The 22,355-nt window shown below is 69.0% G+C and carries 24 protein-coding genes and 1 pseudogene; 8 read left to right on the top strand and 17 right to left on the bottom strand.

Annotated elements, in window-relative coordinates:
* Positions 1–30: 30 nt before the first annotated feature.
* The 4 genes from QM841_RS03610 to QM841_RS03595 all read right to left on the bottom strand — a co-directional run bounded on the left by QM841_RS03610 (position 31) and on the right by QM841_RS03595 (position 3,121).
* The gene (locus QM841_RS03610) at positions 31–474 is read right to left on the bottom strand and encodes a Fur family transcriptional regulator (RefSeq protein WP_005243590.1); all 444 of its coding nucleotides are present in this window, start codon (positions 472–474) and stop codon (positions 31–33) included.
* 115 nt (positions 475–589) lie between these two features.
* Positions 590–976 (bottom strand): hypothetical protein, encoded by a 387-nt coding sequence (locus tag QM841_RS03605; protein ID WP_283330945.1) that lies wholly within the window; start codon positions 974–976, stop codon positions 590–592.
* A gap of 292 nt (positions 977–1,268) precedes the next feature.
* Entirely contained in the window at positions 1,269–1,928 is a 660-nt protein-coding gene (locus QM841_RS03600; protein ID WP_283330972.1) for a response regulator transcription factor, read from the bottom strand.
* A 17-nt stretch (positions 1,929–1,945) separates the two neighbouring features.
* Positions 1,946–3,121 carry a sensor histidine kinase gene (locus QM841_RS03595; RefSeq protein WP_283330944.1) on the bottom strand — a complete coding sequence of 392 codons (1,176 nt, stop codon included), beginning with the start codon at positions 3,119–3,121 and terminating at the stop codon, positions 1,946–1,948.
* Between the two features lie 180 nt (positions 3,122–3,301).
* Here QM841_RS03595 and QM841_RS03590 point away from each other — a divergent pair, with 180 nt between their 5' ends.
* Positions 3,302–3,718 (top strand): hypothetical protein, encoded by a 417-nt coding sequence (locus QM841_RS03590; protein ID WP_283330943.1) that lies wholly within the window; start codon positions 3,302–3,304, stop codon positions 3,716–3,718.
* A gap of 22 nt (positions 3,719–3,740) precedes the next feature.
* On the opposite strand, the gene QM841_RS03585 is transcribed toward QM841_RS03590, so the two are convergent.
* Positions 3,741–4,523, bottom strand: coding sequence for a TIM barrel protein (locus QM841_RS03585; protein ID WP_283330942.1), 783 nt, complete (start codon positions 4,521–4,523; stop codon positions 3,741–3,743).
* A 5-nt stretch (positions 4,524–4,528) separates the two neighbouring features.
* Positions 4,529–5,584, bottom strand: a complete 1,056-nt coding sequence (locus tag QM841_RS03580) for a Gfo/Idh/MocA family oxidoreductase (protein ID WP_283330941.1) — start codon at positions 5,582–5,584, stop codon at positions 4,529–4,531.
* 187 nt (positions 5,585–5,771) lie between these two features.
* Between QM841_RS03580 and QM841_RS03575 the strand changes: the two genes are divergently transcribed.
* Positions 5,772–6,752 carry a LacI family DNA-binding transcriptional regulator gene (locus QM841_RS03575; protein ID WP_283330971.1) on the top strand — a complete coding sequence of 327 codons (981 nt, stop codon included), beginning with the start codon at positions 5,772–5,774 and terminating at the stop codon, positions 6,750–6,752.
* Between the two features lie 15 nt (positions 6,753–6,767).
* Here QM841_RS03575 and QM841_RS03570 read toward each other — a convergent pair whose 3' ends face one another.
* The gene (locus QM841_RS03570; protein WP_283330940.1) at positions 6,768–7,133 is read right to left on the bottom strand and encodes a VOC family protein; all 366 of its coding nucleotides are present in this window, start codon (positions 7,131–7,133) and stop codon (positions 6,768–6,770) included.
* A 9-nt stretch (positions 7,134–7,142) separates the two neighbouring features.
* A complete protein-coding gene (locus QM841_RS03565; RefSeq protein ID WP_317570044.1) occupies positions 7,143–8,063 on the bottom strand; it encodes a LysR family transcriptional regulator in 921 nt (306 codons plus the stop codon).
* A gap of 122 nt (positions 8,064–8,185) precedes the next feature.
* Here QM841_RS03565 and QM841_RS03560 point away from each other — a divergent pair, with 122 nt between their 5' ends.
* From QM841_RS03560 to QM841_RS03550, 3 genes are all read left to right on the top strand, one after another.
* Positions 8,186–9,496 (top strand): CitMHS family transporter, encoded by a 1,311-nt coding sequence (locus QM841_RS03560; protein WP_283330938.1) that lies wholly within the window; start codon positions 8,186–8,188, stop codon positions 9,494–9,496.
* A 67-nt stretch (positions 9,497–9,563) separates the two neighbouring features.
* Entirely contained in the window at positions 9,564–10,937 is a 1,374-nt protein-coding gene (locus QM841_RS03555; RefSeq protein ID WP_283330937.1) for an acyclic terpene utilization AtuA family protein, read from the top strand.
* Positions 10,934–11,254 carry an AtuA-related protein gene (locus tag QM841_RS03550; protein ID WP_283330936.1) on the top strand — a complete coding sequence of 107 codons (321 nt, stop codon included), beginning with the start codon at positions 10,934–10,936 and terminating at the stop codon, positions 11,252–11,254. Before QM841_RS03555 ends, QM841_RS03550 begins: the two co-directional genes overlap by 4 nt.
* A gap of 4 nt (positions 11,255–11,258) precedes the next feature.
* On the opposite strand, the gene QM841_RS03545 is transcribed toward QM841_RS03550, so the two are convergent.
* From QM841_RS03545 to QM841_RS03515, 7 genes are read right to left on the bottom strand one after another with little or no spacing between them, the layout of a single operon-like run.
* A complete protein-coding gene (locus tag QM841_RS03545; protein WP_283330935.1) occupies positions 11,259–12,653 on the bottom strand; it encodes an AMP-binding protein in 1,395 nt (464 codons plus the stop codon).
* A complete protein-coding gene (locus QM841_RS03540) occupies positions 12,646–13,248 on the bottom strand; it encodes an energy-coupling factor transporter transmembrane component T family protein (RefSeq protein WP_105417355.1) in 603 nt (200 codons plus the stop codon). The genes QM841_RS03545 and QM841_RS03540 overlap by 8 nt, the downstream gene beginning before the upstream one ends.
* Positions 13,245–13,925 carry an energy-coupling factor ABC transporter ATP-binding protein gene (locus QM841_RS03535; protein WP_283330934.1) on the bottom strand — a complete coding sequence of 227 codons (681 nt, stop codon included), beginning with the start codon at positions 13,923–13,925 and terminating at the stop codon, positions 13,245–13,247. The genes QM841_RS03540 and QM841_RS03535 overlap by 4 nt, the downstream gene beginning before the upstream one ends.
* Positions 13,922–15,049: a thiolase family protein gene (locus QM841_RS03530; protein WP_283330933.1), complete on the bottom strand. Its 1,128-nt coding sequence runs from the start codon at positions 15,047–15,049 to the stop codon at positions 13,922–13,924. The genes QM841_RS03535 and QM841_RS03530 overlap by 4 nt, the downstream gene beginning before the upstream one ends.
* The gene (locus QM841_RS03525; RefSeq protein WP_283330932.1) at positions 15,046–16,167 is read right to left on the bottom strand and encodes a class I adenylate-forming enzyme family protein; all 1,122 of its coding nucleotides are present in this window, start codon (positions 16,165–16,167) and stop codon (positions 15,046–15,048) included. The genes QM841_RS03530 and QM841_RS03525 overlap by 4 nt, the downstream gene beginning before the upstream one ends.
* On the bottom strand, positions 16,164–16,748 hold the full coding sequence (locus tag QM841_RS03520) for a biotin transporter BioY (RefSeq protein ID WP_283330931.1): 585 nt from the start codon (positions 16,746–16,748) through the stop codon (positions 16,164–16,166). The genes QM841_RS03525 and QM841_RS03520 overlap by 4 nt, the downstream gene beginning before the upstream one ends.
* 41 nt (positions 16,749–16,789) lie before the next feature.
* Positions 16,790–17,680, bottom strand: coding sequence for an EamA family transporter (locus QM841_RS03515; RefSeq protein WP_283330930.1), 891 nt, complete (start codon positions 17,678–17,680; stop codon positions 16,790–16,792).
* A gap of 83 nt (positions 17,681–17,763) precedes the next feature.
* On the opposite strand from QM841_RS03515, the gene QM841_RS03510 reads away from it, so the two are divergent.
* On the top strand, positions 17,764–18,642 hold the full coding sequence (locus QM841_RS03510; protein WP_283330929.1) for a LysR family transcriptional regulator: 879 nt from the start codon (positions 17,764–17,766) through the stop codon (positions 18,640–18,642).
* Here the strand turns inward: QM841_RS03510 and QM841_RS03505 are convergent.
* Both QM841_RS03505 and QM841_RS03500 read right to left on the bottom strand, forming a co-directional pair.
* Entirely contained in the window at positions 18,639–19,640 is a 1,002-nt protein-coding gene (locus tag QM841_RS03505) for a sugar phosphate isomerase/epimerase family protein (protein WP_283330928.1), read from the bottom strand. The two genes, QM841_RS03510 and QM841_RS03505, sit on opposite strands and share 4 nt — an antisense overlap.
* A 65-nt stretch (positions 19,641–19,705) precedes the next feature.
* Positions 19,706–20,884, bottom strand: a complete 1,179-nt coding sequence (locus QM841_RS03500) for a Gfo/Idh/MocA family protein (protein ID WP_283330927.1) — start codon at positions 20,882–20,884, stop codon at positions 19,706–19,708.
* A 248-nt stretch (positions 20,885–21,132) separates the two neighbouring features.
* Here QM841_RS03500 and QM841_RS43335 point away from each other — a divergent pair.
* Together QM841_RS43335 and QM841_RS03495 are read left to right on the top strand one after the other, a co-directional pair.
* Positions 21,133–21,228, top strand: a pseudogene (locus QM841_RS43335) (hypothetical protein); the annotation flags it as partial.
* Between the two features lie 85 nt (positions 21,229–21,313).
* Positions 21,314–22,342 carry an FAD-dependent monooxygenase gene (locus QM841_RS03495; protein ID WP_283330926.1) on the top strand — a complete coding sequence of 343 codons (1,029 nt, stop codon included), beginning with the start codon at positions 21,314–21,316 and terminating at the stop codon, positions 22,340–22,342.
* Positions 22,343–22,355: the final 13 nt, after the last annotated feature.

Below are 22,355 nucleotides of genomic sequence, written 5' to 3'. Positions count from 1 at the left end.
CCTTCCGGGAGAGACCAAACTGGGCTGTGGTCATGGGTTCGATCGAGAAGTCTGTGAAGTCGAGCAGTCGGGGCACAGACCCCAGTAGATGACCTCGGCCTCCTCGACGAGGAAACCGTTGTCGTCGGACGCGGTCAGGCAGGGCGCCTCGCCGACGGCACAGTCGACGTCCGCAATGACCCCACACGACCGGCAGATGACGTGGTGGTGATTGTCTCCGACCCGCGACTCGTACCGAGCAACGGAGCCGGGCGGCTGAATCCGCCGCACCAATCCCACAGCGGTCACTGCGTGCAGCACGTCGTACACGGCCTGCCGGGACACCCCTTCCAGAACGGTGCGCACCGCTCCGAAAATCGTCTCCGTATCGGCATGTGGGCGCGCGTGCACGGCCTCCAACACCGCGACCCGCGGGCGGGTCACGCGAAGCTCAGCCCCGCGCAGCAGCGCTGCGTAATCCGGCATCGACGGCACCCACCCACTATGACTTACTTTTCTGGACTCAGCCAAGACTTTGCTGAAACTATTTGCCGTGACTTCGACTCACGCACAACTGGCCCGTTGGCCGACCACGGCTCTGACGAACTCTTCAGGGAAGCTCGAAGGTGACGACGACCGAGGGCACCGAATCCGTCGAAGACAGTCCGATCGTGCCGCCCGACGGCACGAGGGAGAGTCCGCCACCTCCGCCGCCCGGTGGCTCGTTCGCCTCGCCGGTGCCACCGATCCGTCCCCCGGCGGCGCCTCCGCCGCCGCCGTACCAGCCGGCCCCGGCCCCGATCCCGTCGCCGACGGCCTGCGGGAGCGTCGCACCGGAACTTCCTGCGCTGCCGCCGTATCCGGGACCACCGGCAAGGCCCGCCGGGCTCGACCCGTCGGATCCGAACACGGGCTGTCCGCCGCCTTCCACGAACGAGCCGTAGCCCCCTCCCGCCGCGATGACCAGCGGCAGTTCGATTCGATGCGGAACCAGCACGCTCGACCTTCCGGTGTCGAGGACGACAGCCGAAAGCCCTCCCCCGTCACCGCCGTTCACGTTCGGCGGAGTGGTGTTGCGCCGCCAGTCGGTGGTGCCGCTGCCACTCCCGAACCCGCGAAGACCGCCAGCCGGCGGCGGAACCCACCGCCGCGGCCATACCGAGACGCCGCACCTTCGACACCGACCCCATACGCTCACCCTCCCCGGTCGCGCACCGGCCCTGTGACCGGTTCCCACTCGACTGTAGCCGCGCATAATGATGCCGGGATGAAAAGAGTTCCGTCGGAACCTAATCCGGCCCGGCGCCGCCCGGGGAGACGATGCCGTGATCGAAGGCGTACACGATGGCGGCCGCGCGGTCGCGGAGATCGAGTTTGAGGAAGATGTGCCCGACGTGACTCTTCACGGTCACGCCCGAGATACCCAGCTCACGGCCGATCTCACTGTTGCTGTGCCCACGCCCGATGAGCGCGAGCACATCGAGTTCCCGCGCAGTCAGCTCGGTGAGGTGGTTCCGGCCCCCGTCGGACGACGGCGCGACGGTGCGGTACGTGGCGAGAACGCGTCCGGTCACTGCGGGGTCGAGGCAGGCGCCGCCCTCGGCGACGGTGCGTACGGCGCGAATCAGGTCCTCGGCAGGCGAATCCTTGAGGATGAACCCTGCCGCACCCGCGCGGAGCGACCCGGACAGCAGTTCGTCGTCGTCGAACGTGGTGAGCACCAGCACCGGCGGCGGCTGCGCTCCCGACCGGAGATCGCGGGTCGCGCGGATGCCGTCGACCTTCTTCATCCGGAGGTCCATGAGCACGACGTCCGGGGTGTGCTCCGCCACCGCGCCCGGCACCTCCGAGCCGTCGGCGCATTCGCCGACGATGACGAAGCCGTCCTTGCGCCGCAGGATCCGGCGCAGCCCCGACCGCACCAGTTCCTGGTCGTCGACCAGCAGCACCCTGATCTCCGGGCCCGTCACGACAGTCCCGGGATGTGACGGAGAATCGCCGGCCGGCAGGAGTCTCGGGGCAATGGAACCGCGGCGTGCACCGACCATCCCCTGCCGTCCGGGCCGGCGCGGAATGTGCCACCGAGCAGCGCGGCGCGCTCACGCATGCCCCGCAGACCGGAACCGAGTGAGCCGTTCGGTGGGGTCACCCGACCTCGGGTCGGGTTGTGGATATCCAGCGTCACGCGTTCCGGCTCGATCGTGAGTCGCACGTCGGCACTGGCGCCGGGTGCATGTTTGGCGACGTTTGCCAGCGACTCCTGCGTGATGCGGTAGATGCCGAGACCGACTGCGCCGGTCACGGCAGAGAGGTCCCCGCGCATGTCGAAGGCCACCGGCAGACCCGCACGGCGGAAGTCGTCGATCAGATCGGGAAGATCGGCGACGCCCGGCTCGGGACGGGTGCCCGCCGGACCTGCGTCGAGCAACCCGACGGTGCGCCGGATGTCGGCCATCGCCTGCCGCCCGAGTCGCTCGGCGTCGGAGAGCGCGTCCACTGCGTCGTCGACGTCCCGGTCCTGCTCGAGCGCGCGACGCGCCGCGGTCAGATGCAGCAGCGTGATGCTCAGCGAGTGGGCGATGACGTCGTGAACCTCGCGAGCGATTCGCTGGCGTTCACGGGTGGCGGCCTGCTCGGATTGGATCGCCTTCGAGGCCCGCTCCTGATGAAGGAGGCGCAACTGTGTGAGCATCAGGTAGCCGAAGGCCCAGCCCAGCACGACTCCGGCGAGAGCGTAAGGCGCACCGTCCAGTCGGCCCGTCAGTGCAAACGCAGTCAGGACTGCCATCGCGGCAGCCAAGGTGGCGAGACTGACGGCCAGTGATGCCGTTGCCGCGACCTCGGCGGTGAGGATCACCAGGATGAGCGGCGCGAAGTCGAACGCGGTGTCGGGCTGCTGCAGAAGCAGCAGTGCGGCCGCCGCGATGACGACGACGGCCAGGAACGGACGCGGAAGCACCGCTCCCGGTCTGATCATGTCTCCCGCAACAGGGGTCACCGCGGCGACCAGGCCACACAGCAGGACCCACCCCGGCGGCACGAAGCCGTCGCGTTGCGCGACAGCGGCACCGGCGATGACAACGACGGCGATGTGCGCGAACACCGGCACAGCGAGCGGGTAGTCGTACTCACTCTCCGCCACGCGTCGACGAAAAAATGCCGTCACCTGCACACGACCAGCGTAGGCGAAGACCCACCCACACCGCGTCCTCTCCGGAGCGGAGATCCCTCCACCCACGGTAGGAGACGAGAACGCGACCGTGGCACGGCGAAACCGCTGCTGCGGATCCGTAGCGTTGCCGTCATCAACGAAACTACGGAGGTGGCCGAGATGTCGTGGAACGATTTCCGTGCACGCCGGGCGGTACTGGAAGAAGTCCTGGGGCGGGCGCACGCCGACCCCGCACAGGCGTTGCGGTTCGACGAAGTACCCGGCGCGATCGAGCTTTTCGGCTCGGCCGACAACATCCTTCTCGCACTTCAGCACCGGTGGAGCAACCACCTCGCGGCCCGCCTCGACCAGGCGGTCGAGGACGGCACCCCCCTGAATGCGACGTGGAAAGCGCTGGCCGCCGAGCAACCGGCGTTGCGCGCGCTCCTCGACACCGCGGCCGCCTCCTCCCTGCCGCTGCGCGGGTCCCAACGCGCGGAGCAGCGGATGATCGAGGCCCACCACACCGGACGTCTGTCCGGGCAGCGGCCGATCGGCGCGCGAACGCCGACGATGACCCCCGCGTGACAGACGGGCGGCCAGTGCATCCCTACGGCTGCGCGAATGCCGCCTCGAACGCGTCGAGCGCGTCGTCCGGATCGTTCTTCGCCCACCCTTCGAGTCCGACGACGCCCGTGTAGCCGAGGTCGCGGAGGGCGGCTGCGACAGCCGGGTAGTGGATTTCGCCGGTTCCGGGTTCGCAGCGTCCGGGGACGTCGGCGACCTGGATCTCCCCTATGTAGGGCAGCGCCTTTCGGACGAGTTCGATGAGGTTCCCCTCGCCGATCTGGGCGTGATAGAGATCGAGATTCATGCGCAGGTGGGGGTTGTCGACCGCCCGGACGAGAGCGAGAGTGTCGGCCGCGGTCGCGAACGGGGTGCCGGGATGATCGACGGCGAGGTTGAGGTTCTCGAGCGTGAACACCCGCCCCGCCTGTTCGCCGAGTTCGGCGACCTTCCGCAGAGTGTCGGCGGCGGTCAGCCACATTGCGGGCGTGACCGTTTCGACCGGTCGGACGGGCAGTCCCCGGTTGTCCAGCCCGGTTCCGTGCAGATTCAGTCGCGGGCAGTCGAGCCGCTTCGCGACGTCGAGGGACTGCTGCGCCGTGGTGAGCAGCGCCTCGACGCCGTCGGGTTCGGTGAGGTTGCCCTCCAGATAGCCCGTCATCGAGGAGAATTCGGCGCCGACGGCGGCGAGAGCGTCGATGTCTTTGGTGGACCAGTCCCAGATCTCGACCTGGAGACCGCGTTCGGCGATGCGGTGCACGCGGTCCAGGAACGGCAGGTCGAGGTAGATCATTTCGGCGCTGGCGGCGAGCGTGTACGTGGCCATCGGTGTCACCGGTCCAGGTCGACGGAGGAGCCGGTCTCGACGCTGCGGACGGCGGCGAGTGCGATCGACAGCGCGGTGCGGGCGTCGTGGCCTGTGACGACGGCCGGTGTGTGGGTGCGGATCGCATCGACGAAGGCGGTCAGTTCCCCCACGTACGCGGAGTGCAGGAGGTCGGTGTCGCGGCGCGCGGTGTCGGCGTGCAGCCCGTCGGGGCCGTAGTAGGTCATGTCGGTGCTGAGCCCGCTGCCTGCGGTGATCATGCCGCCGGAGCCGAACACCTCGGCGCGCACGTCGTATCCGTACAGCGCACTGAAGCTTGCCTCCGCCGTGGCGATGGCGCCGTTGTCGAACTGGACCGTCACCACTGCGGTGTCGAGGTGGCCCGAGCTCTTGGCGTCCGGTCGTACCAGGGCGTCGGCCACGGCGTGCACCCGCACCGGGCGTGCGCCGGGGTTGAGGAAGCAGAGGGTGTCGAAGTCGTGAATGAGCGTTTCGAGGAAGATCGTCCACTGGGGAACGCGTGCCGGATCGGCGGTGTACGGCCCGGGATCGCGGGTCAGCGAACGCAGCAGCTGCGGGGTTCCGACCTTCTGCGCGTCGATCGCGGCGCGGGCGGCGGCGAATCCGGGAGCGAATCGGCGATTGAACCCCACCTGCAGGACGATGCCGGCGTCGGCGGCCGCCGCGATGGCGCGGTCGGCATCGGCGAGGGTCACTGCCATCGGCTTCTCGACGAACACGTGCTTGCCGGCGGCCGCGGCCGCGACGACCAGATCCGTGTGGCTTCGCGCGGGGGCGGTGATCAGCACCGCATCGACCTCGTCGCCGGTGAGGACGTCGTCGACGGTCGCGGTGGCGATCGGCGCTCCCAACGCGGTGGCGAGGCGCTGCGCGGACTCGCCGACCGGGTCGCTGACGGCGACGAGCGACGCCCCGGGGACCAGGCGGGCCACGATCTCCGCGTGATTCGAGCCGATGCGTCCGGCACCGATCGTCGCGATGCGGACCGGGTGGGAAGCGGGCGCCGTCGAGTGGACGGTTGCGGCTTCGCTGAGTGACATGGGTGCGCTCCAGTGCAGTGGAAGGGTGGAGGTAGAGGAGAACTAGTACGTTCTAGTTCTAGACCGTAGGACTCGTGCGATCATTGGTCAAGAGCAGCTTCGAGCGGACAGCGCGGGGCCCGGGAGGACAGGAGTCGTGCACGTGGTCGAACCGGTGGCGGGATCGACCGGTGGCGCCCGTCCGACGATGGGCGATGTGGCGCGAGCGGCAGGAGTCTCCACAGCGCTCGTCTCGATCGTGATGCGGGGAGTTCCCGGCGCCAGCGAGGCCACTCGCAGGCGGGTGCTCGACATCGCCGACGAGATGGGCTACGTCCCCGACCGTCGCGCACAGAAACTGCGCCAGGCCAGTTCCCGGTTGCTCGGAGTGGTGTTCGAACTGCAGCAGCCGTTCCACGGCGATGTCGTCGAACAGATCTACGCGGCGGCCACCCGCCGGGGATACGACGTGATGCTCAGCGCGGTCGCGCCGAGTCGTGCCGAGAAGGTCGCCGTCCAGGCGCTCTTGCGGGAGCGCTGCGAGGCCGCGATCCTCCTCGGCACCCGGTTCCACAGCGACGAGCTCGGCGCGCTGGCCGACCGCGTGCCCGCCCTCGTCGTGGCGCGCGCGAGCGGCCTGCCCGGAGTCGGTGCCGTGCGGGGCGACGACGTCGCCGGCATCACCCTGGCCGTCGACCACCTCACCGAACTCGGACACCGGAACATCGCGCACATCGACGGCGCCGACGCTCCCGGCGGTGCGGACCGGCGGGCCGGATTCCTGGCCGCGATGCACCGGCACGGACTGTCGGCTTCGGCAACGGTCGTGGCGGGCGGTACGACGGAAACCGAAGGCGCACAGGGCATGCACAAACTTCTGGAGATGGCCACTCCCCCGACCGCCGTCGTCGCCTTCAACGACCGGTGCGCCACCGGCGTGCTCGACCTACTGGTCCGCCGTGGCCGGGACGTGCCCGCGGACATCTCCGTCATGGGCTACGACGACTCCCGCCTGGCGAGGATTCCGCACGTGCAGATGACGACGATCTCCCAGGACGCGACGCACATGGCCGAGGCCGCCGTCGACGGAGCGCTGGCTCAGATCGCCGGCGACAAGGCCGTCGACCTCGTACTCGCGCCGCACCTCGTCCGCCGCGCGACCACCGGCCCTGTCGCACACCGCGACTAGATCCTCTGCCGGATACTAGGCCGACGACCAGACACCGAGTTCGTTGCCACTCGGATCGGTGAAGTGAAAGCGGCGCCCGCCGGGAAAGTCGTACGGGCCGTTGACGACGGTGCCACCGGCCGCCCGCACCGCATCCACCGACGCGTCGAGATCCACCGAGTACAGCAGCACCAGCGGTCCGCCTGCCGGCTTCCGTTCCGGAACCTGCAGCAGGCCGCCGACTTCCTCACCGTCCGCACCGACGATGCCCGCGTACTGCGGGCCGTAGGCGTTGAATTCCCAGCCGAATGCCGAGCGGTAGAACGCTTCCGCGTCCGCGAGGTCCGTGACCGACAACTCCACGTAGTTCAGTCGATGATGATCTGCGCGAGAAGGTGACATGCCGGAACTCTAGCCGGAATCGGTTCCTCGATCAGGAGTTCGGTCGGCGAGAAGCATGTTCACGAAACCGCGGGTGCTCGCCGTCTGGGGTCGGCCGGCGACCTGAACGAGGGAGATGGTGCGTTCGACCGTCGGCTGCAGGGGTATGTGGACGAGTCCGGCGAACGAGATCATGGGAAGCACGAGTTCGGGTACCGCGGTGACGCCGAGCCCGGCCGCCGCCAGTCCCGCTACCGCGCCGATGTTCTGCGCCTGCATGACGGGACCGAGTTCGATGCGTGCGTCCTCGACGGCCCGGCGGACGGGCGCCGCGATGCTGCTCTCGGGTCCGAACGCGATGAACGGCTGTCCGGCGAGATCCGACCACCGCAGTACCGGCCGGTCGGCGAACGGATGTGTCGGCGCGACAGCGCAATAGAAGGAGTCGCTGGTCAGGACGTCCTGCTGCAGGCCGGGCAGAATGCCCGAGGTGGTGACAAGGGCGAGGTCGACCGTGCCCGAGTACACGGCGTCGAGAACCTCCTGACGTAGTCCGTCCCGGATCTGGAGGCGCACGTCGGGGTGCTGCTCGCGGAAGCTCACCACATACGGAGGAAGGAACGTGGCCGCGAGCGAGGGCAGGCATGCCACGGTCACGATTCCGCGGTCACCGGTGACGAATCGTTCGATCTGCGTGAGTCCGTCGTCGAAATCGTGGAGCATCCGCCGGGCGTGCTCGATGATCTCGTGCCCGTGCGTGGTCAGCTCGACACGGCGAGTGGTGCGTTCGAACAGCGTGACGTCGAGTCTGCGCTCGGCCTCGGCGACCGAGCGGCTCAGCGAGGACTGAGACACGTCGAGTGCGTGGGCCGCCGCGGTGAAGCTCGCGTAGTCGGCGATGGCGACGATGCTCCTCAGGTGAGAAATCCCGAGATTGATGCTCATGCGCATCAGTATGGCCGGTATTCATGCTGGGATATTCATGAGTTGAACTCATGAATCGATCATTCATTGATATTTGACGCACAATTGTGAGGCGCGCGACACTGGGATTCCATTTCGAAGGAGGTCACATGGTTGCCGCGCTCGGGTTCGCCACGATCGCTTGTTTCCTGGCGCTGGCGTTCAGCCGCCGGGTCTCGGTGCTCGTCGCACTGATCCTCGTTCCCGTCACGTTCGCGATCGTGGGCGGATGGGCACCCGACCTCGGGGAGATGGTGGGCGACGGTCTGCTGAAGGTCGCGCCCGTCGCCATCATGATCGCCTTCGCGGTCCTGTATTTCAGCCTGATGGTCGACGTGGGACTGTTCGATCCGGCGATCCGCCGGATCGTCCGGTGGGCAGGTGGCAATCCCACCAAGATCGCCGTCGGAACCGCGGTGCTGACCCTGCTCGTCGCGCTCGACGGTGACGGAACCTCGACCTTCCTGATCACCATCTCGGCGTTGCTGCCCATCTACCAGAAACTCGGGATGCGCCCGGTCGTCCTGACCGGCATCGTCTGCCTGGCCGCGGGACTGATGAACATGATTCCGTGGGGCGGCCCGACCGTCCGCGCCATGGCCGCGCTCGACCTGACCAGCGCCGACATCTTCACGCCGGTCCTGCCCGCGATGGGCGCCGGGATCCTGTGGGTCCTGTTCGCCGCCTACATGATCGGCCGCACGGAACGTAAGCGGCTCGGCGTCACCGAACTGGTGTCTCCCGGCGGCGGCGGTCCGGGCACGCCGCACGTCTCCGACGCGCCGGTGCGCACCGGTCGCCAACGGGTGGTGATGGCGTTCAATACCGTGCTCACCCTCGTCCTGATCGTGATCCTGCTGTTCCAGCTCGTGCCGCTGGAGGTGGCATTCGCCATCGCATTCGCACTTGCGCTCGCTGTCAACCGCCCGAAGTGGGACGACCAGCAGGCCCTGTTCGCGAAGCACGGCGGCAACGTCACCATGGTGGTGGCGATGATCCTCGCGGCAGGCGTGCTCACCGGAATCCTCAACGGCACCGGGATGATCACCGCGATGGCGCAGACCTTCGTCTCCTGGATTCCGCAGTCCGCCGGCTCTCTGATCCCCGTCATCACCGCCGTAACATCGATGCCGCTCAGTCTGGTCTTCACGCCGGACGCCTACTACTTCGGCGTCGTCCCGGTGCTCGCGGAAACCACGGCATCGTTCGGAGGCGACCCCGCGGAGATCGGCCGCGCCGCCATCCTCGGTCAGATGACCACCGGATTCCCGCTCAGCCCGCTGACCGCCGCGACGTTCATCCTGATCGGACTGAGCAAGGTGGACCTCGGCAAACACCAGCGGTTCATCTTCGGCTGGGCCTTCGGGACCACCATCGTGATGACCGTGATGGCGCTGATCACCGGTGCCCTCTCGTTGTAATCGTCCGCGGCATCACCGCAGCCGAGCCACCCCACCACCCGTCGAACAAGCAAAGGACTTCGAGCCCGTGACACCATCGAGCACCCGCGACAGAGCCTCGCGGAGCGTGCGACTCGGCGCCGGATCCGGGTTCTCCGGAGATCGCATCGACCCCGCCGAGAAACTCGCCCGGCACGCCGACCTCGACTACCTGATCTTCGAATGCCTCGGCGAACGCACCGTCGCCGCCGGAAACGCGCGCCGACTGGAGAACCCGGACGAAGGATACGATCCGCTCCTCGCCGCACGCATGCGCGCGGTTCTCCCCCACACGCTCGCGTCCGGGACCACTGTGATCACCAATGCCGGTGCCGCGAACCCTCTCGCCGCCGCTGAACTGGTCTCCGGCATCGCGGCCCGGTCCGCCGACCGGCAGGTGCGCATCGCTGCGATCACGGGCGACGCGGTGCTCGAGCAGGTGCTGCGCCACGACCCCGTCGTGTGGGAGACCGGGAGACGACTGTCGGAGCACGACGAGGAACTCGTGTCCGCGAACGCGTACATCGGCGCGGAGGCCGTGATCCCCGCGCTCGAACTGGACGCCGACGTCGTCGTCACCGGGCGGCTGGCCGATCCTTCCCTCTACGTCGCCCCACTCGCCCACCACTTCGGATGGGACCTGGCCGACCACGACACCATCGGCGCCGCAACCGCGATCGGGCACCTGCTCGAGTGCGCCGGACAACTCACGGGCGGGTACTACGCGGATCCCGTCACCAAACCGGTGAAGGGCATGGCCGATCTCGGCTTCCCGTTCGCCGACGTCCTCGCCGACGGATCGGCGACGTTCGGCAAACTCGACGGGTCCGGCGGCATACTCACCGAACGAACCTGCGCCGAGCAACTCCTGTACGAGGTGGGAGATCCCACCTCGTATCTCACGCCGGACGTCACCGCGGACTTCGGCAACGTGTCGTTCACCAATGTGGGACCCGACCGGGTCGCCATCACCGGTGCGACGGGGCGCCCCCGGCCGCAGCAGCTGAAGGTCACCCTCGGCTTCCGTGGCGGCTGGCTCGGTGAGGGGCAGATCAGTTACGCGGGCCCGCGCGCCCACCCCCGCGCCCGGCTCGCCGCGGACATCGTCACCGAACGACTCGTCGACGTGCACGGTTTCACCGAGGACGCCGTCTCCGTCGAATACATCGGCGCCGGTGCGGCTTTCCGCGGCCTCGACACCGACACCGATGCGCACGAGGTTCGACTGCGGGTGACCGCCCGCGCACGCACCCGCGAGGAAGCCGACCTCGTCGGCTGGGAAGTGGAAAGCCTGTACACCAACGGACCGGCCGGCGGGGGCGGCGCCCGGCGCTCGGCGACCGAGGTACTCGCGATCCGCTCGTGCACCCTCCCCCGCGACCTCGTGCCCACCCGGGTGCACCTCACGGAGGTGACGACATGACCACGCCCGCAACGGTTCAGAAGATGGACTCCCTCGCCGACGTTCGTGCCGGCGACAAGGGAGACACGCTCATCCTTGCCGTGCTGGCCCGGGACCACGCCGCCTACCGTTATCTCGCCCGGAGACTGACCGAAGACGTCGTCGCCGCCCACTACGGCGAGCTGATCACCGGTCCGGCCCGGCGCACCTGCCAGCCGAACCTGATGGCGATGGTGTTCGAGTTGCCGGGCGTCCTCGGCGGCGGCGTCACGGGTTCCCCCGCACTCGACGGACACGGCAAGACGCTGGGCTATCACCTGCTGAGCCTCGAAATCTGACGGGCTACACGGGATTCCGGTCCCGCGACGCCGACAGGGTGACGGCGAGCGCCTGACGATCGAGCTTGCCGCGCGGCGTGCGCGGCAAGCTGTCGACCGCGAGTACCTGAACCGGCATGCTCGGGCTGGGTAACGTGGCGCGCAGATGCCGCCAGATCTCGCTGGAACTCGGCCCGTCGCCGTCCACCACGATCGCGGCGGCCGGTGCCTCGCCCATCCGGCTGTCGGGCACTCCGATGCACGCAGCCTCCGAGACTCCGGGGAGTGCGGTCAACGCCGCCTCGATGGCCGCGGGTTCCACATTGAGCCCCGCCCGGATCACCGTGTCGCTGTCGCGGCCGAACAACTGCAGGCTGTTGCCCGCCACCCTGCCTCGGTCCCCCACGGTCATCCACCCGTCGGCGGGGCCGTTCAGCACGCCGTCCTCGGTGAGGTAGCCGTCGAACAGCATGTCGCTGCGCACGTGAACGAGGCCCGCGCGAATCTCTGCGTCGACGCCGTGGAACAGTTCGCCTGCCGCATGCTCGTCGGCGGCGCCGAGACCCCGGTCGAAGGACACGAAGCTCAGTTCGGAGGCGCCGTAGAAGTGCACGAGCGACGCCTTCAGCAGCACCTCCTGCAACGCTTCACGCCCGGTGCGCGGCCACCGGGCCGCCGACGACAGCACCTCACGGACGCTGCCGACCGGACCGATGCCCGACCGCACCACATCCCAGGCGATGGTGGGTACCGAGTACAGATGTGTCGCTGCGTCGCGCAGCGAGTGGGTGACCGGTCGCAGATCCACCGTCGCACCACGAGTGAGCCCGTGCAGCGCGCCGTACAGGAAATGGGTGTGGTCGAGAACTCCGGGCACCGCCACGCGATCCCCGCTACCGATGTCGAACGTCGTGTCCGAGCGGTCGAGGGTCGTGGCCCACGATCGCTGGTTGCGCACGAACAGCTTCGGCTCACCGGTGGTGCCGGACGTGATGCCGACCAGCAGTTCGGTGCCGGGACGCGCCCGGCCTGCGGTGCCGTCGGATTCGAGGCTGTCCGCCGTCTCGACGGTCCCGTCGAATCCCAGTCTCCGTAGCCTGGTGTGCTGGTGCGACGCGGCCACCACGGCGCCGGGTTTCGCGAGCTCGAGCACCCGCGTCAGCTGCGCGGGCAGGAGATGCCGATGCAGTAGCACGACGCTGACTCCCGCGTGCATCGCCGCCGTCACCACGACCAGCGACCCGACATCCGACGTCGGCAGCACGGCGACCCGATTCATGCCGTCGAGCCCGGCGGCGGTGCGTGTGACCCGCGACCAGAACCGGCCGTAGTCGACGGTCTCGCGTGCGGACACGACCGCTGTCGTCTCCGGGTTCTCGGCGGCCCGTCGAGCAACACGCTCGGCGAGCAGCTCAGTCATCGTCCACTCCCCGTGCGACGAGGGCGTCGCCCATCGCATCCGCGGTCCGGAGGGCGCGGACCAGAACCGGTGTGGCCAGCGCCGTCATCGACCATTGCAACCCGCGTGCCTTCCGCGCCTGCGCCACCTCCTGCACGATCCCCGTCAACAGCGGGATACACCGGATCGCCAACGCGAGCAGGAGTCCGATCCGATCCGGGTCGACCCCGAACCTCCGCAGGGGCCCGAGTGCGCGCGACACCGTATCGAGCATGTCGGTGACCCGGGTGGTGAGCGTGACCAACGCGGCGAGCGCCACCGAGATCAGCAGCACCCCGCACACGACGACCGCCCGCGCGGGCGAGGTGATCAGCACCTGGAATACGGCGATGATCAACAACATCCACACCACCGGACGCAACTGCGCCACCGCGACCCGCCACGGAATGGCAGCCACCGCGAATAGCAGGCCCACCACCAGGATGACGACACCGACCTCGAGCGGGGTGCGCACGAACACGGTGGCCGTGACGATCGACGCGATCAACAGCAGCAGTTTCAGCCCGGCGGGCATCCTGTGCAGGAGCGAGTCGCCCGGGCGGTACAGGCCGATCATTCGACCAACTGCCGGTACGCGGGGACGGCGTCGTCCGGGCTGCCGTCGAATGCGACGAGACCGTCGTCGATGACGATGACCCGTTCGAAACTGTCCAGCAGCGCCAGTTGGTGGGTCACGACGATCACCTGCTGGTCCATCGAATCGAGTGCTTCGGCGACGACGCGGGCGTTCCGCAGATCCAGCAGTGTGGTCGGCTCGTCGGCGATGATCACCTCGGGCCTGCGGATGAGGACGGCGCCGATGGCGAGCAGCTGCTTCTGGCCACCGGACAGCAGGTGCGCGGGGTGATCGGCGTGCTGGTCGAGCCGGAACCGCACCAGGATCTCCTCGACGCGGGCGGCGATCTCCGGCTTGCTCAGACCGGACCGGCGCAGCGAGAACGCCAGGTCCTCGGACACCGTGGGCATGACGATCTGGGTGTCGGGGTCGGTGAACACGAACCCGACCTTGCGGCGCACCTGGGCGCCCTTTTTGGCGGCGTCGACACCGTCGACCGTGACGGTGCCGGAGGTGGGCTTCAGCAACCCGTTGATCATGCGGGCCAGGGTCGACTTGCCGGAACCGTTGGATCCGATGATGCCGACGCGGCGCTCGGAGAAGCGCAGGTCGACGCCGCGGAGCACCGGGCGGTCCCCGAAGGCATGGGTCACCGAATCGAAGACGATCTCACTCACGACACGCGCTCCACGAGCATCGCGATGCCCTGTCCGCCGCCGATGGCGCACGCCGCGAGCCCGAGCGCGGGTCCGTCCTCGCGCAGCATCTGACTTGCCAAGCGCACCAGCAAGATCGCCCCCGACGCTCCCCATGGGTGTCCCATGGCGATGGCGCCGCCCTGTGGGCAGATCACGGATTCGTCCAGGCCGAGTTCGTCCGACACCGCCAGGACCACCGACGCGAAGGCCTCGGTGATCTCGACGACGCCCAGATCCGCCACGTCGCATCCGGTTCTCTTCAGGAGTTTGCGGATTGCGGGGACCGGTCCGAGTCCGGGCAGCGCCGGGTCCGATCCCGCGACGGCGGAACCGAGGATTCGCAACGCAGGCAGTCCGGCGGCCAGCGACTCCGTCGTCACCGCCAGCACGGCGGCGCCGTCCGAGATTCCGCAGGAGTTCCCCGCCGTGGCCGTTCCACCCGCACCGAAACTGGGGCGCAGCCGCGCGAGCCTGGCCTCGGTCATGCCCGCGCGAATGCGCTGGTCCCGCGCGATGTCACCGATCGGCACGATTTCCGACGAGAAGTCGGCGGCGGCCGCGAGCGTGTGCGACCGCGCCGCGTACGCGTCCTGCCGCTCACGGCTGATGCCGCGCACCCGCGCGAGCTCGTCCGCGGCCGCCCCCATGTCGGGGTCGGGGAAGCCGTGCGGCGCAAAGGGAGCGCGGGTGTAGCGCACCGGATCGGCGCCCGACACCGGCGGCCAGAACCGCCACGGCGCCGTGCTCGCCGATTCGACGCCACCCGCCAGAATCAGCTCGTCGGCACCGCTGCGCACGCGGAGCGCGGCCTGCATCACCGCGTCGAGGCCGGAACCGCACTGCCGGTCGACGGTGACCCCGGGAACCTCCACGCCCATCCCCGCCTGCAGGGCCGCGACCCGCGCGGGATCACCGCCCGGCCCGAGGCAGTTGCCGAGGACGACGTCGTCGACCTCGGCGTCGAGGCCCGACTCCCGCAGCGACGTCAGAACGTCGCGCAACACCGGGGCGGCCAGATCGGTGGTGGTCAGATCGGCGAACCCGTGCCCGGCATTGCCGATCGGCGTCCGACGCGGCGCCACCAGAACAGGGACAAAGCTCATGCCAGCCAGTCTCTCACTCGGCCACGGGCGACCTTGCCACTGGCGGTCCGCGGCATCGACTCGATCGGCACCCAGCGGCGGGGCAGGGCTTCCTTCGTCAGCATCCGGCGTGCGCGCGAACGGACGTCGCCGATGTCCGCGGTGCCGTCGAGCTCCACCACGGCGGTGACGGTCTCGCCGAGCACCGAATGCGGCGATCCGACGACGGCGGCCGCGGCGACACCGTCGAGCGTCTCGAGGATGCGCTCGACGTCCTCGGCAACCACCGTGGTGCCGCCGACGTTGATCGCGGATTCTCCCCGGCCGCGCACCGTCAGCTCGCCGTCGTCACCGAGTTCGGCCAGATCACCGACGCCGAACCACTCCGGGACTCCGATCACGCTGTACGGCGACCGGACGTACAGCAGACCGTCGCGGATGTCGGCGTCGACGCCGTCGAGCAGCCGGAGCGGTTCGGGCACCCGGCGCGCCGCGACGAGGGAGAGTTCCGCGGCGCCGTAGTACTCGACGATCTCGATGCCGTCCGCCACCGCGCGGGCGCCGTCGTCCAGGGCGGTGCCGGCGACGATCGCCGTGCGCAGCTTCGGGGCCTTCCCCACCACCTCACGGAGAGCGGCGGGAACGGCGTGCACCACCGTCGCCCGGGACGGGTCGTCGGTGACGCACGCCCCACGCCAGAGTGCGTGCACGGCGCCGAACAGGTGCATCGTGGCGTGCAACGGGCCGGTGATCAGCACGTGGTCCGTCGCGTCGATGCCGGTGATCGCGGTGAAGGCGGGGAAGCTGTCGAACCAGGAGGCCGCGGTGCGCGCGAGCGGACGCGGGCTGCCGGTGGAGCCGGACGTCGCGACCAGCAGAAACGCGGACGGTGGAATCACCGTGCGGTCCGGGCGCGCGTCGGGGTTCTCGACGATCACCGCCGTCCCCTGCCTCGCCGCCGCGCACACGCAGATCAGGGCGTCCGGGACCGGCAGCGTCGACGCGTCGTAGGCAGACGCACCCGAGCCGTGCTCGAGGATCCATCGGTCGATGGCACGGTCGAGTTCGGCGTAGGTGTAGGTGCGGTCTTCGAAATCGAGAGCGGGCTGATCGCCGGAGCCGCCGAGTTCGGAACTCACGTACGGATCAGGCCGGGGTACGCGCGATGCACGCTCTTGGCGACCACGGTCGCGACGACGACCTTGAGCAGGTCGCCGGGGATGAAGGCGAAGTTGGTGGTGATGGCGGCGCCGACACCCAGATCGGTGCGGAGCAGGAGTCCGACGGTGCCGAAGACGTAGATGACGACGATCCCGCCGAGGGCGTTGATCAGGAGACCGAGAACGACCGGGTACTTCGGCAGGATCCGGGCGGTGAGGAGGCCGATGATCAGCGTCGCGGGAATCCAGCCGATGAGGTATCCGGCGCTCGGGCCTGCGAGCGCGGTCAGTCCGGTGCGGCCACCGGACAGCAGGGGCAGGCCGATGAGGGTCAGTGCGATGAAGACCGCGACGGCGGCTGTGCCCTTGCGAGCGCCGAGCACCGCGCCGGCGAGGATGACGCCGAGCGTCTGCAGTGTGATCGGCACTCCGCTGAAGCCGACCGTGATGGCGCCGGGCAGTCCCAGCGCCGCGATCAGCGCGGCGAAGACCGCGATCTGCGCCATGTCCCGCGCTGAAATACCGAGCCTCGACACCCGAGCACTCTCGACATCTGCCATGACGACTCCTCTTGCCTCAAACTTGAACGACGTTCAAGGTATCAGGTCGGGGCGGACAACGGTGCGGCAGACTCCGCGACGTCGCCCTGGTCGGGCGTCGTGCGCGACCCGGCCCGCGCCGCTCCTATTCCCGCCGCGACCACGAAGCAGATACCGGCGACGGCCGCGTGGTCCGGAATCTGGTGCAACACCACGAGCCCGATAATCAACGCGAACGCCGGTTCCAGACTCATCAGCGTCCCGAACGCGGCGGTGTTCAGCCGGCGCAGGGCGAGCATCTCCAGCGTGAACGGCACGACCGGCAGCAGTATCGCCAAACCCAGCCCGATGATCAACAGGTCCGGCGTCATCTTTCCGAGCATCGACGGCCCGCCCACCGCAGTCGCGACCAACCCGGCGACCGGCATGGACACCGCGAGCCCGTTGAGACCGGCCACCTCGTCGCCCACGCGCTGGGTGAGCACGATGTAGAGGGCCCAGCACGCAGCCGCGCCCAGCGCGAACAGGATTCCGACCGGGTCGACGCCGCCGGCCCAGGGTTGCGTCAGCAGCAGCACCCCCACGGCCGCCAGTGCCGGCCACTTCAGGCGACCTCGTCCGTGCAGAACAGCGACACCGAGGGGCCCGAGGAACTCCAGCGCGCTGGCTGTTCCCAGGGGGATCCGGTCCACCGCGGCCATGAACAGCAGGGTGACCGCCGCCGTGACCACTCCGAGGAGAACACACGCGCCGAGGGACGAACGCGTGAACGCCTTCGGCCGAGGCCGCACGATCACGGCCAGCAACACCCCCGCCCACGCCAGGCGCAACCAGGCGGCGCCCTCGGCGCCGACGCGCTCGGACACGCCGACGGAGATCGCGAGTCCGCTCTGTACGCACAGCATCGAGGTCAGCGCCATCGTCGCGCCGACGTGGGTCGAGTTCCTGGTCATGCCTGCATTGAATGACACCTCGACCGTTCACGTCCACGTGACTTTCATGGACAAACCGTTCGGATATCGCGAACAATACGTGGGTGGATACCCGACGCCTCCATCTCCTGCTCGAGCTCTCCCGCCTCGGCTCCATGCGTGAGGTCGCCGAGACACACCGGCTGACCACCTCGACCGTCTCCCAGCAGATCGCCGCACTCGCGAAGGAGACGGGTGCGCAGCTCGTCGAACCGACCGGCCGCCGGGTGCGGCTCACCCCGGCCGGTCGCCGGCTGGCCGACCACGCCGTCACCATCCTCGCGGCCGTCGACGCCGCCCGGCTCGACCTCGACCCCCACGCCGAGCCGGTCGGCACCCTGCGCGTCGGGGGTTTCGCGACGGGCATCCGGGTGTCGCTGCTCCCGGTCGTCGCCGAACTGGCACACACCCACTCGCAGGTGGACGTGGTGATCAGCGAATACGAGCCGGTCGAGGCGTTCGCGTTGCTCGCCGACGACGAACTCGATCTCGCACTGACCTACGACTACAACCTCGCACCGGCATCCCCCGGCACCGCGCTCGAAGCCGTCCCGTTGTGGTCGACTCCCTGGGGACTCGGCGTCCCCACGCCCGCCGGCGACGAACCCGCAGACGTCGCCGCCTACGCCGGTTCGCCCTGGATCGTGAACTCCCGCAACACTGCCGACGAGGACGCCGTCCGCACCCTGGCCTCGCTCGCGGGATTCACACCGCAGATCGCCCACCAGATCGACAGCCTCGACCTCGTCGAGGACCTCGTCGCCGCCGGCTACGGGGTAGGTCTGCTGCCCGCCGACCGTCCCACGCGCAAGGAAGTCACGGTCCGCCCGCTCACCAACCCGAAGGTCGTGCTGACGGCCTACGCCGTGACCCGTCGTGGGAGGTCGACCTGGCCGCCGCTCCGGTTGGTCCTCGACCGCCTGGCCGCCGTCACCGGTTTCTAGCGGGAGGCCACGGCGGAAGCCGCATCCTTCAGGGTGCGGGCCGCGACCTGCAGTCCTTCGAGCTGTCCCAGTTCGACGTCCTCGTGTTCGATGTTGACCGCCATGTCGGGGTCGACCCGCTGCAGCGCGGCGAGGAAACGGGACCAGAAATCGACGTCGTGTCCGCGGCCGACGGCGACGAAGTCCCACGCCGAGTCCTCGGGCCACTTGTTGACCACGTGCTTGCCACCGAGTCCGGTGGGGCTCTGGCCGGCCGGGATCCGGGTGAACCGGTCGTCGAGAACACCGTAGATCTTGCAGTTCTCGTTGATCCGGGTGTCCTTCGCCGCGGCGTGGAAGACGAGGTCGCCGAGCCAGTCGACCGCGGCGACCGGATCGATGCCCTGCCAGAACAGGTGCGACGGGTCCATCTCGGCGCCGACGTTCGTCGCACCGGTCTTCTCGACCAGACGCTTCAGGGTCGGCGGGTTGAACACCAGGTTCTGCGGATGCATCTCGATCGCGACCTTGACACCGTTCTCACGGGCGAGCGCGTCGATCTCCTTCCAGAACGGCACCGCCACCTGATCCCACTGGTAGTCGAGGGAGTCGAGATAGCCGCTGTCCCAAGTGTTCACGTGCCATGCCGGCCACTGGCCGCCGGCGTGCGCGGCGGGCAGCCCGGACATCGTGACCACGCGGTCCACACCGAGCAGGCCCGCCACCTTGATGGCGTTGCGCAGGTCCTCGGCGTCCTCGGGGCCCACCTCGGGATCCGCGTGCAGCGGGTTGCCGTTGCAGTTCAGCCCGGCGATGGAGACGCCGGTCTCGTCGAAGACCTTCAGGTAGTCCTGCGGTGACACCTCACCGGAGAGGAGTTCCTTGACGGGCAGGTGCGGGGTGGGCAGGAAGCCGCCCGCGTTGATCTCCGCGCCCTCGAGCCCGAGGGACGCGATGGTCTCCAGCGCCTCGCGCAGGCTGCGGTCGTGCAGGACGGCGGTGTACACACCGAGTTTCATGAGGGTTCCTTGCGTCGTGGGAAGAAGTTGCGGTTCAGTAGTTTTGCGGTTCAGGGTTGTGCGGTTCAGCCGATCTTGACGGCTGCTCCGTCGGCGCGGGCGGACTCCGCGACGGCGGTGACGATCTGCATGCCGCGCAGGGCGTGGGCGAAGGACGGCAGCGGGCCGAGGACGTCGATGCCCGCGATCTGGTCGAGGAACGCCCGGGCCTGGTAGGCGAAGAACTCCGCCTTGCCGTGGCCGACTCCGCCGGCATCCATCGGCAGGCCACCCTGGATGTACGGGTGCTGCGGTCCGATGATCACCCGACGCTGACCGTTCACGGTGCGGTCGAGGCCCTCGCTGGACACCGAGAATTCCGCGGCGCGAGCCAGGTCGAACGCCGCGGAGCCGGACGTCCCGAACAGCTCGAAACCGAGTCCGTCCGGAAGCTGGTGCGCGACACGGGAAGCGGAGAACGTGCCGACCGCGCCGTTTTGGAAGCGCGCCGTGAACGTCGCGAGGTCCTCGTTCTCGACGGGTGCCATCTCACCGGTGGTCTCGGCCTTGGTGTGGCCGTAGGTGACTCCGGCAGGCACGGGACGCTCCGTGATCACCGTGGTGAAGGTCGCGCCACTGATCTCGACGATCGGCCCGCAGACGAATTCGGCCATGTCGAGCAGGTGGCTGCCGACGTCTGCCAGCGCGCCGGTTCCGGGACCTCCGCGGTACCGCCAGGTGATCGGCGAGGCGGGGTCGAGGCCGTAGTCGCACCAGTAGTGCCCGTTGAAGTGGATGATGTCGCCGAGGCGGCCCGTCGCGAGTTCGTCGCGGATCGCCTGGATGGCCGGCGACCGGCGGTAGGTGTACCCGACGGTCGCGATCGTGTCGGCGTCCGCGGCGGCCGCGACCATGGCCTCGGCGTCCGCGATCGACCCGGCCAGGGGCTTCTCGCACAGCACGTGCTTCCCGGCAGCGAGGAGGCCTTCGACGATCTCCCGGTGCAACTGGTTCGCGACGACGACGCTCACGGCGTCGATGTCCGGCGATTCGGCGATGGCCTGCCAGCTGTACTCGGCCCGCTCGTACCCGTACCGCTTCGCGGTGTCGTCGGCGACTGCCTGGTTGGTGTCGGCAATCGCGACCAGACGCACGTCGGGGCGGTCGGTTCCGAACAGCGTCGACGCCATGCGATATCCGGCGGCGTGTGCTCGTCCGGCCATGCCGCCGCCGATGACGGCGACACCGATCGAGTTGGAAGTCATGAGTGGAAGCCTTTCGGTGTGATGTTGACCCGGCGGGAGTGCACGTCGGCTACCCACAGACACCCGCACGAGTGTGAAGACGCCCTCCGGCTAGTTCGGTCTATTTAACCGGTCTAGTACGACTACTATGAGCTGAGTCACGACACCCTGTCAACCCCCGCCCCGGCGGGCCGGCTAACAGGCCGCACCCCTTGACGAACGCCCCCTTCCTGCGCACACTGAACAGACTTTCACTGAGTGTCGATTCAGTGAATAACAGTTCACGAGGAAGCGTGGAGGCCATCGTCGCAGGCGGAGGTGTGTCCGGGACCGCGACTGCAATCGCATTGCGCCGCATCGGCTCCGACGTCACCCTCTACGAAACACACCCCGACCCGGCAGGACAGGTGGGCTCATTTCTGAGTCCGGCATCCAACGGACTGCGGGGGGGTGGAGGCGCTCGGTTGCCTGGACCAGGTGCAGCAGGCCGGTTTCGCGGTGCCCACTCAGCGAATGTGGTCCGGTACGGGCAGGCTGCTCGCGGAAGTTCCGCGCGGACGGCTGTCGGGGGATCCGCTGTTCAGCGCGACGCTGATGCGCGATTCCCTGGTCGAGGTGCTGCGGAAGTGCGCAACGCAGGCCGGTGTACGGATCGTCACCGGCCGCCGACTGGTAGCCGCCGAGCCCGTGGGCGACGGTATCCGCGCGCAGTTCGCCGACGGTTCCAGCGCACGCGCCGACCTGCTGGTCGGTGCCGACGGTCTCTGGTCGGCTACTCGGTCGGTCCTCGATCCGGGCGCGCCCCGACCCGTATACGGCGGGCTCTACAGCGTCTCGGGCGTCGCCGACGGCGTCCCGGCCGAGGCCGGCACGTTCATCATGGTCTTCGCGCGCTGCGGCGCCTTTCTCCACATCCCGGCTCCGGACGGAACCGTGTGGTGGTCCGCGCAGGTTGCCGATCCCCGGCCACCGAAACCGACAGATATCGGCGACGACCGGTGGCTCGACCGACTCGCCGAGCTGTACCGGTTCGAGCCGAAGGCGCTCGAGATCATCAGGGCGACCACGCAATTGCACCGTCCGACGCTCATGCACACGCTGGCCGAAGTCCCCATCTGGCACAACGAACGCGTCGTCCTCGTCGGCGACGCCGCCCACCCGGTCGGCGCGGGGCAGGGCGTCTCCATGGCCATCGAAGACGCCGTGGTCCTGGCTCGGGCACTCGCCGATGCCGACTCGACCGGGGAAGGTTTCGCCGAGTACCACCGGCTCCGCCGCGCCCGAATCGGGAAGATGGCCAAGGCGGCCCGCACCAACCGCGACGCCAAGACCGTCGGCCCGATCGCGCGCCGGTTTCGCGACCTCGTCATGCCGGTCGCCTTCGGGCACTTCTACGAAAGGGCCACCACCTGGCTCTACACCCACGATCTGGGCACATGGCCCGCGCAGGCGGAGCAACCCCGGCCCGCCGAACACTGACGGCCGTCGCAGG

Source organism: Rhodococcus sp. IEGM 1307 (assembly GCF_030056915.1).
In the GTDB taxonomy this organism is placed as follows: Bacteria; Actinomycetota; Actinomycetes; order Mycobacteriales; family Mycobacteriaceae; genus Rhodococcus_F; species Rhodococcus_F opacus_D.
Note: the sequence above shows the minus strand (reverse complement) of the source record. Positions and strands in the feature narration are given on the sequence as shown.

What these genes read in the sequence shown, in the direction of transcription:
- QM841_RS03585 (WP_283330942.1), bottom strand. Translation starts at nt 4,523, where the DNA reads ATGGCCACGTACACGCTCGCCGCCAGCGCCGAAATGATCTACCTCGAC.
- QM841_RS03515 (WP_283330930.1), bottom strand. Translation starts at nt 17,680, where the DNA reads ATGACCAGGAACTCGACCCACGTCGGCGCGACGATGGCGCTGACCTCG.
- QM841_RS03550 (WP_283330936.1), top strand. Translation starts at nt 10,934, where the DNA reads ATGACCACGCCCGCAACGGTTCAGAAGATGGACTCCCTCGCCGACGTT.
- QM841_RS03580 (WP_283330941.1), bottom strand. Translation starts at nt 5,584, where the DNA reads ATGTCACTCAGCGAAGCCGCAACCGTCCACTCGACGGCGCCCGCTTCC.
- QM841_RS03500 (WP_283330927.1), bottom strand. Translation starts at nt 20,884, where the DNA reads ATGACTTCCAACTCGATCGGTGTCGCCGTCATCGGCGGCGGCATGGCC.
- QM841_RS03530 (WP_283330933.1), bottom strand. Translation starts at nt 15,049, where the DNA reads ATGAGCTTTGTCCCTGTTCTGGTGGCGCCGCGTCGGACGCCGATCGGC.
- QM841_RS03575 (WP_283330971.1), top strand. Translation starts at nt 5,772, where the DNA reads ATGGGCGATGTGGCGCGAGCGGCAGGAGTCTCCACAGCGCTCGTCTCG.
- QM841_RS03505 (WP_283330928.1), bottom strand. Translation starts at nt 19,640, where the DNA reads ATGAAACTCGGTGTGTACACCGCCGTCCTGCACGACCGCAGCCTGCGC.
- QM841_RS03545 (WP_283330935.1), bottom strand. Translation starts at nt 12,653, where the DNA reads ATGACTGAGCTGCTCGCCGAGCGTGTTGCTCGACGGGCCGCCGAGAAC.
- QM841_RS03520 (WP_283330931.1), bottom strand. Translation starts at nt 16,748, where the DNA reads ATGGCAGATGTCGAGAGTGCTCGGGTGTCGAGGCTCGGTATTTCAGCG.
- QM841_RS03540 (WP_105417355.1), bottom strand. Translation starts at nt 13,248, where the DNA reads ATGATCGGCCTGTACCGCCCGGGCGACTCGCTCCTGCACAGGATGCCC.
- QM841_RS03560 (WP_283330938.1), top strand. Translation starts at nt 8,186, where the DNA reads ATGGTTGCCGCGCTCGGGTTCGCCACGATCGCTTGTTTCCTGGCGCTG.
- QM841_RS03570 (WP_283330940.1), bottom strand. Translation starts at nt 7,133, where the DNA reads ATGTCACCTTCTCGCGCAGATCATCATCGACTGAACTACGTGGAGTTG.
- QM841_RS03565 (WP_317570044.1), bottom strand. Translation starts at nt 8,063, where the DNA reads ATGCGCATGAGCATCAATCTCGGGATTTCTCACCTGAGGAGCATCGTC.